Annotated in this window: 7 protein-coding genes; 4 read left to right on the top strand and 3 right to left on the bottom strand. The window is 69.2% G+C overall.

Annotated elements, in window-relative coordinates:
- From Q0W90_RS21750 to Q0W90_RS21740, 3 genes are all read right to left on the bottom strand, one after another.
- Nucleotides 1-1,338, bottom strand: a complete 1,338-nt coding sequence (locus Q0W90_RS21750; RefSeq protein ID WP_297595715.1) for a HAMP domain-containing sensor histidine kinase — start codon at nt 1,336-1,338, stop codon at nt 1-3.
- A gap of 15 nt (nt 1,339-1,353) precedes the next feature.
- The gene (gene prrA, locus Q0W90_RS21745; RefSeq protein ID WP_007777113.1) at nt 1,354-2,064 is read right to left on the bottom strand and encodes a two-component system response regulator PrrA; all 711 of its coding nucleotides are present in this window, start codon (nt 2,062-2,064) and stop codon (nt 1,354-1,356) included.
- Between the two features lie 121 nt (nt 2,065-2,185).
- Nucleotides 2,186-3,667: a carboxyl transferase domain-containing protein gene (locus Q0W90_RS21740; protein ID WP_297595716.1), complete on the bottom strand. Its 1,482-nt coding sequence runs from the start codon at nt 3,665-3,667 to the stop codon at nt 2,186-2,188.
- A 27-nt stretch (nt 3,668-3,694) separates the two neighbouring features.
- On the opposite strand from Q0W90_RS21740, the gene Q0W90_RS21735 reads away from it, so the two are divergent.
- From Q0W90_RS21735 to Q0W90_RS21720, 4 genes are all read left to right on the top strand, one after another.
- On the top strand, nt 3,695-4,426 hold the full coding sequence (locus Q0W90_RS21735; protein WP_297595717.1) for an enoyl-CoA hydratase: 732 nt from the start codon (nt 3,695-3,697) through the stop codon (nt 4,424-4,426).
- 6 nt (nt 4,427-4,432) lie between these two features.
- Nucleotides 4,433-5,542 carry an MBL fold metallo-hydrolase gene (locus tag Q0W90_RS21730; protein WP_297776523.1) on the top strand — a complete coding sequence of 370 codons (1,110 nt, stop codon included), beginning with the start codon at nt 4,433-4,435 and terminating at the stop codon, nt 5,540-5,542.
- Nucleotides 5,543-5,638: 96 nt separating this feature from the next.
- On the top strand, nt 5,639-7,222 hold the full coding sequence (locus Q0W90_RS21725; RefSeq protein WP_297776521.1) for a serine hydrolase: 1,584 nt from the start codon (nt 5,639-5,641) through the stop codon (nt 7,220-7,222).
- Nucleotides 7,219-7,374, top strand: a 156-nt coding sequence (locus Q0W90_RS21720) for a hypothetical protein (protein ID WP_297776526.1), incomplete at its 3' end; no start/stop codon positions are given. The genes Q0W90_RS21725 and Q0W90_RS21720, both read left to right, overlap by 4 nt.

The following is a 7,374-nucleotide window of genomic DNA, read 5'->3' as shown; positions in this document are numbered from 1 at the left end:
CTAGCTCGGCCCGGGGAGGCGCAGCACCAGCCGGGCACCACCCAACGGGCTGCTTTCCAGCGCGGCCGTCCCGCCGTGCAGCTCGGCCTGCTGGGCCACCAAGGCCAACCCCAGGCCCGACCCGGAATGGGAGGCCGTGGATCCGCGGGAGAACCGGGCGAACACCACTGTGCGCTCGTCCTCGGGCACGCCGCCGCCGTTGTCGTCGACGGCGATCTCCACGCCGGCACGCGAGCTGACCGCCGACAGCTCGACCCGGGTGGCGCCGCCATGCTTGACGGCGTTGGCGATCGCGTTGTCGACGGCGAGGCGCAACCCGGCCGGCAACCCGACGATGATGCAGGTCGGCGAGGGCACCAGCGAGACATCGAGCCCCGGGTAGATGCGGGTGGCGTCGTGGGCGGCGCGGTCGAGCAGCTCGGTGATGTCGACCGCGACGTGATCGTCGGACGTCGAAAGTTCGCCCTGGGCCAGCCGCTCGAGGGCGCTCAGTGTGGCCTCGATCCGCGACTGGGTGCGGATGACGTCGCCCAGCACCTCTTTGCGTTGGTCATCCGGCATGTCCAGGGTGGACAGCACTTCGAGGTTGGTGCGCATCGCGGTCAGGGGAGTGCGCAACTCGTGCGAGGACACGGCAGCGAAGTCGCGCGCCGACGCGAGCGCCTCCTTGGTCCGGTCCTGTTCGGTCCAGATGCGCTGCAGCATGCCGCGCATGGCCTCGGCGACCTCGACGGCCTCGGTGGCGCCGCGGACCGCCACCTGTGGCCGCTCGTCGGCGTCGATCGAGCGGGCTTGCTGGGCCAACCGCTTGAACGGTCGCACCGCGAAAGCCGCCAGGAGCCAAGCGAATACCGCGGCCGCGCCGATCGATAGCGCGCAGATCAGGATCACCCGGCGATGCAAGTTGTTGGTCTGGGCGATCGTGTCGTCGTAGGTGGCACCCACTTCCACCGTCGCCGGCTGCGGCGTGCGGAGTTCCAGGGTTCGCACGCGATAGCGCACCCCGTTGATGTAGGTGTCGGCATAGCCCTCCTCCAGCGGGGGCAGCGTGATGTCCGAGTTGGACTTGACCTGGCCGTCGCGCCGCACCGTGATGACGGTGTCCTGGTCGTTAGGGGCACGCGGAATCTCGCCGAGCCCGCGCGGCAGGAAGGGAATGGCGAAACCCGCCGCCTCGTCCAGGCGGCGATCCAGCCGCTCCTTCCAGGCGCTGGTGATGCCGAACCACACCACCGCTCCCGCGATGACCACCACGATGGCGGTGCCGATCGCTGTCGCGACGGCGACCCGGGCCCGTAGCGACGGCGTACGGGTCAGGATCCGGGACAGGAAGTTCATGGCCGCTCGACCGGGTTACTGCATGCGCAGCACGAATCCCACTCCGCGCACTGTGTGCAGTAGGCGGGGCCCGCCGTTGGCCTCCAGCTTGCGGCGCAGGTATCCGATGAAAACGTCGACGACGTTGGTGTCGGCGGCGAAGTCATAACCCCACACCAGCTCGAGCAGCTGCGCGCGGGACAACACCGCTGTCTTGTGTTCGGCCAGCACCGCCAGCAGGTCGAATTCCCGCTTGGTCAGGTCGACGTCGACGCCGTTGACGCGGGCACGCCGACCGGGGATGTCGACTTCCAGCGGACCCACCGTGATGGTTTCCGAGGAGGAGGTGGCGGTGGCGCCGCGGCGGCGCAGGAGCGCCTTGACCCGCGCGACCAGCTCGGCCAGCACGAACGGCTTGACCAGGTAATCGTCGGCTCCGGCTTCCAGGCCCGCCACCCGGTCGTCGACCGAGCTGCGGGCGGACAGCACACAGACCGGGACGTCGTTGTCCATGGCGCGCAGCGCGGTGACGACGCTGACGCCGTCCAGCACCGGCATGTTGATGTCGAGCACGATCGCGTCCGGTCGCGTCTCGGTGGCGCTGCGCAATGCCTCGGCGCCATCGACCGCAGTCGACACCTCGAATCCGGACAGCCGCAGGCCACGTTCCAGCGACGCGAGCACATCAGAGTCGTCGTCGACGACCAAGACCCGCGGTGAGCTAGCTCCTGTGTCCATGCCGCCCATCTTGCCTGATTGTTGCGTGCGGGGGTGGGAGGCGCGAGCTGGTCGCCACCGTGACGCGAGCAGACGCAAAATCGCATCAAAGCCGCTGGTTTTGTGCGATTCCGCGGCTGCTCGCGAGGAGTCAGGGCAGACCGATGTTGCGGTAGCGCTGCAACCGGGCGGCCAGTCGCTCGGCGGCGGAGATCGCGCGCAGCGCATGCACCTCGGCGGCGATGGCGCGCGACAATCGGCGCGAGAATTCGACCGGCTCGTCGGCGGCATCGGGATGTTCCGCGACGACGACGTCAACAATTCCGGAATCCAACAGATCAGCCGACCGAATGCCTTGCGCCGCAGCGAGTTCAGCGGCGTGATCGGTGTCGCGGAAGACGATCGCGCTGGCGCCTTCCGGCGGTAGCGGCGCCAGCCAGCCATGCAACGCCGCCAACACCCGGTCGGCGGGGACCATCGCCAGCGCCGGCCCGCCACTGCCCTGGCCGAGCAGCACCGACACCGTCGGGGTATCCAGCGTCACCAGCTCGGCCAGGCATTGGGCGATCTGGCCGGCGAGCCCACCCTGTTCGGCTTCGGCCGACAGAGCGGGCCCCGCGGTGTCGATCACCAGCACCAGCGGCAGACGCAACTCGGCGGCCAGCGCCATGCCGCGCCGCGCCGCGCGCAACGAAGCCGGGCCCACGGTGCTTGCCCGCCCGCCCGCTATCCGCTGTTGGCCGAGCACCACGACGGGCTGGCCGGAGAATCGGGCCAGCGCCAACAACGTGGTCGCCGCCTCTCCTCGGCCGGTCCCCGACAGCAGCACCTGGTCGGTGCCGCCGTGCCGCAACAGGAGACCGACGCCCGGCCGGTCGGGCCGCCGCGATGCCACCACCGAGTCCCAGGCCGCGACGTCGGGTGTCGCTTCGGGTGGTGGCGGCGCGGGCAGCGGCGCGGGAGCGTCGGCGATGACGGTCATCGCACGGTCCAGCGTGCGACGCAGCTCGTCGAGCGGGATGACGCCGTCGATCACGCCGTGCCGCTGCAGGTTCTCCGCGGTCTGGACCCCCTCGGGGAACGGTTCGCCATAGAGCAGCCGGTACACCCGGGGCCCGAGGAAGCCGATCAGCGCGCCCGGTTCGGCGAGCGTGACGTGGCCCAGTGAACCCCACGACGCGAACACCCCGCCGGTGGTCGGATTGCGCAGATAGACCAGGTAGGGCAGGTGCGCCTGTGTGTGCAGCCGGACGGCCGCGGCGATCTTCACCATCTGCAAGAACGCCACCGTGCCCTCTTGCATGCGGGTGCCGCCGGAGCTCGGCGAGGCCAGTAGCGGCAGACCCTCGGCGGTCGCCCGCTGTACCGCGGCGGTGATCCGTTCGGCCGCGGCCACCCCGATCGAGCCGCCCAGGAAGCCGAATTCGCTGACCACCACCGCGACCCGGCGCCCGAAGATCCGCCCTTCGCCGGTCAGTACCGATTCGTCTAGACCGGTCGCGGCCCGGGCGTCGGCCAGCTCCCGCGCATAGGAGGCGCTGAGCGGCACGGCGAGCGGCTCACTGTCCCAGCGGGTGAAGGAATTCTCGTCCAGCACCGCGTCGCGCAATTGGGTAGCCGTGATACGACTCACGTGACGAGGCTATATAGGGTGGCTGCCATGATCGGTGTCAGTCAGGCCGAAGCCGTTTTGACCATCGAGTTGCAGCGACCCGAGCGTCGCAACGCCTTGAACTCGCAGCTCGTCGAGGAGCTGCGCGAGGCCGTGTCGAAGGCGGGCGACGGCTCCGTCCGCGCGATCGTGCTGACCGGTCAGGGCACGGTGTTCTGCGCCGGCGCGGACCTGAGCGGTGACGCGTTCGCCGCCGACTATCCCGACCGGCTCATCGAGCTGCACAAGGTTTTGGACGCGACCCTCATCCCGGTGATCGGTGCCATCAACGGCCCGGCCATCGGCGCGGGTTTGCAGCTGGCCATGCAGTGCGATCTCCGGGTCGTCGCGCCGGACGCGTTTTTCCAGTTTCCGACGTCGAAATATGGTCTGGCCCTTGACAACTGGAGTATCCGTCGACTGTCGTCACTGGTTGGCCATGGCCGGGCCAGGGCGATGCTGCTGGCCGCGGAAAAGCTGACCGCGGACGTGGCGCTGCAGACCGGGATGGCCAACCGCATCGGGACGCTCGCCGACGCGCAGGCCTGGGCCGCCGAGATCGCCGGCCTGGCCCCGCTGGCGATCCAGCACGCCAAGCGGGTGCTCAACGACGACGGCGCCATCGAAGAGGCCGGGCCAGTGCATAGGGAGCTCTTCGACAAGGCCTGGGGCAGTCAAGACGTCGTCGAAGCCCAGGTGGCCCGGATAGAGAAGCGGCCACCGAAGTTCCAAGGGGCCTGACGAACCATGCGGGGGACGCTACGGCTGGTCGCCGGCACGGCGTCGCTGGCGGGCGGGGGTTGGCTGGTGCGCGCGCTGCACGGCGCGCCGGATGCTCTCGGCGCGCACCCCGCCTCGATTGCCGCGGTGGCGGCCGGGTCCCCGCACTATCGCGACGGCGTCTTCGTCAACCTCGAGCCCGCCTCGGACACCAAGATGGACCGCGAGCAACTGCGGCTCATCGCGTGGGAGCTGATGGGAAACCGCGGTGGGAGCCGGCCGCGGGGGCCGATTCCGCTGACGGCGCCGGGAATCTTCGGTGCCGATCCCAGCCGGCTGGCCGTCAGCTGGTTCGGCCACTCCACGGCGCTGCTGGAAATCGACGGCTACCGGGTGCTCACCGATCCGGTGTGGAGCGACCGGTGTTCACCGTCGGACATCGTCGGGCCGCAGCGGCTCCATCCGCCGCCGATTCAACTCGAAGGGCTGCCCGCCGTCGACGCGGTGGTGATCAGCCACGACCACTACGACCATCTCGACCTCGACACGATCACGGCGTTGGCCCGCACTCAGCGGTCGCCGTTCGTCGTCCCGCTCGGCGTCGGCGCCCACCTGCGCAAGTGGGGCATCCCCGGGCACCGCATCGTCGAGCTCGATTGGCACCAGAGCGCAAAGGTCGACGAGCTCACGGTCGTTTGTGTACCGGCGCGGCACTTCTCGGGACGCTTTTTCGGACGCAACAACACGCTCTGGGCATCCTGGGTCTTTCGTGGGCCGACCCATCGCGCGTACTTCGGCGGCGACACCGGCTACACCAAGAGCTTCGCGCAGATCGGCGCCGACCACGGGCCGTTCGACCTGACCCTGCTGCCCATCGGGGCCTACAACACGGCGTGGCCCGACGTGCACATGAACCCCGAGGAGGCGGTGCGGGCGCATCTGGACGTCACCGACGGGGGACTGCTGGTGCCGGTCCACTGGGGCACTTTCCGGTTGGCGCCGCACCCGTGGGCCGAACCGGTCGAGCGGCTGCTCGCCGCAGCGGAGCCCGAGCGGGTGAACGTGGCGGTGCCCGCGCCCGGTCAGCGCATTGATCTCGCGGCCCCGGTGAAATCGAACCCGTGGTGGCAGCTCTGATTCCTGCGGCGCGCATCGTCACCGGGCGGGGCTCGATTGCCCGCCTCCTCCTCGCGCCGCCTGCGGCGCGCATCGTCACCGGGCTAAGGTCGCGCCATGACCAACCGCGCGGCCGCGGCCGCTGTCACGGCGGCGCTGCTCGGGTTGACGGGATGCGGCTCGGCGCAGCCGACAGCCGCGCCGCCGTCCGCACTGTCTGACGTTCCGCCCAACCAGGTGTCCGGTGTGGCGATTCCCGCCGGCCGCGTCGACGACGCCGTCGCCAAGGTCGACGGCCTGGTCGGCGACCTGATGAAAAGCACCGGTGTCCCGGGAATGGCGGTAGCCATTGTCCACGGCGGGAAAGTGTTGTACGCCAAGGGCTTCGGCGTCAGGGACGCGAGCAAGGGGCAGGGGCGAGACAACAGGGTGGACGCCGACACGGTCTTCCAGTTGGCCTCGGTGTCCAAATCGGTCGGCGCGACGGTGATCGCGCACGAGGTCAGCGACAACGTCGTCGCGTGGGATACGCCCGTGGGCTCGAAGCTGCCGTGGTTCACGCTGAGCGATCCCTATGTCACCGGCCACGTGACCGTCGCCGACGTGTATTCGCACCGCTCCGGGCTGCCCGACCACGCCGGCGACAAGCTCGAAGACCTGGGCTATGACCGTCGTCAAACCCTCGAGCGGCTCAAGTACCTTCCGCTGGATCCCTTCCGGATCAGCTACGCCTACACCAACTATGGGGTCACCGCCGGCGCGGAGGCGGTGGCGGCCGCGGCGGGCAGATCATGGGAGGACCTGTCCGACGAGGTGCTCTACCGCCCCCTGGGAATGACGTCGACGAGTTCGCGCTTCGCCGACTTCATCGCCCGGCCCAACCGTGCGGTCAACCACATCAAGGTCGCCGACAAGTGGGAGGCCCGCTTCCAGCGTGACCCCGACCCCCAATCACCCGCGGGCGGCGTGAGTTCCTCGGTGAACGACATGGCGCACTGGCTGATGATGGTTCTGGGCAACGGAACGTACAACGGCCGGCGGATCGCCTCGCCGGAAGCGTTGCTGCCCGCCACCAGCCCGCAGATGGTGTCGGCGCCCGCGACGAACCCCAAGGCGCGCACGGGATTCTACGGATACGGCTTCAACGCGTCGGTCGACTCCTCGGGCCGCACCGAGTACAGCCATTCCGGCGCTTTCGATTTGGGGGCGGCGACGAACTTCGTGGCGATGCCGTCGGAGGACTTGGGCATCATCGCGCTGACCAACGGTGCGCCCTACGGCATCCCGGAAACGCTGACCGCCGAATTCATGGACCTCGTCCAGTACGGCCAGATCCGCGAGGATTGGGGCCCCTTGTACAAGAAGGCGATCGGCTGGCTGAACGATCCGGTGGGCTCGCTGGTCGGCAAGCAACCCCCCGCCAACGCCGCCCCGGCCAAGCCGCTCGGCGACTACACCGGCGTCTACGCCAGCGACTACTGGGGCCCGGCCATCGTGACCGAACACGACGGCGCCCTGCAATTGGCGATGGGCCCGAAAAACCGGACGGTCACCCTCACCCACTGGGACGGCGACACCTTCGCGTTCCCATTGACCGACGAAAACGCACCGCCCGGAACGATTTCCAAAGCTGTGTTCTCCGGCAACACCCTCAACCTGGAGTACTACGACTCGGAGAAGCTGGGGACCTTCGCCCGATGAGCCTATCGCTGATCCACGGCCTGACCGATGCCGAGGTGGCCCAGCGCGTTGCCGACGGCCAGAGCAACGCGGTACGGAAACGTGCGACGCGCAGCATCACCGATATCGTCCGGGCCAACGTGTTCACCCGGATCAACGCGATCCTGGGGGTG

Source organism: Mycobacterium sp., assembly GCF_025933915.1.
GTDB lineage: Bacteria > Actinomycetota > Actinomycetes > Mycobacteriales > Mycobacteriaceae > Mycobacterium.
The sequence above is the reverse complement of the archived record's forward strand: the minus strand, read 5'-3'. Positions and strand labels throughout refer to the sequence as shown.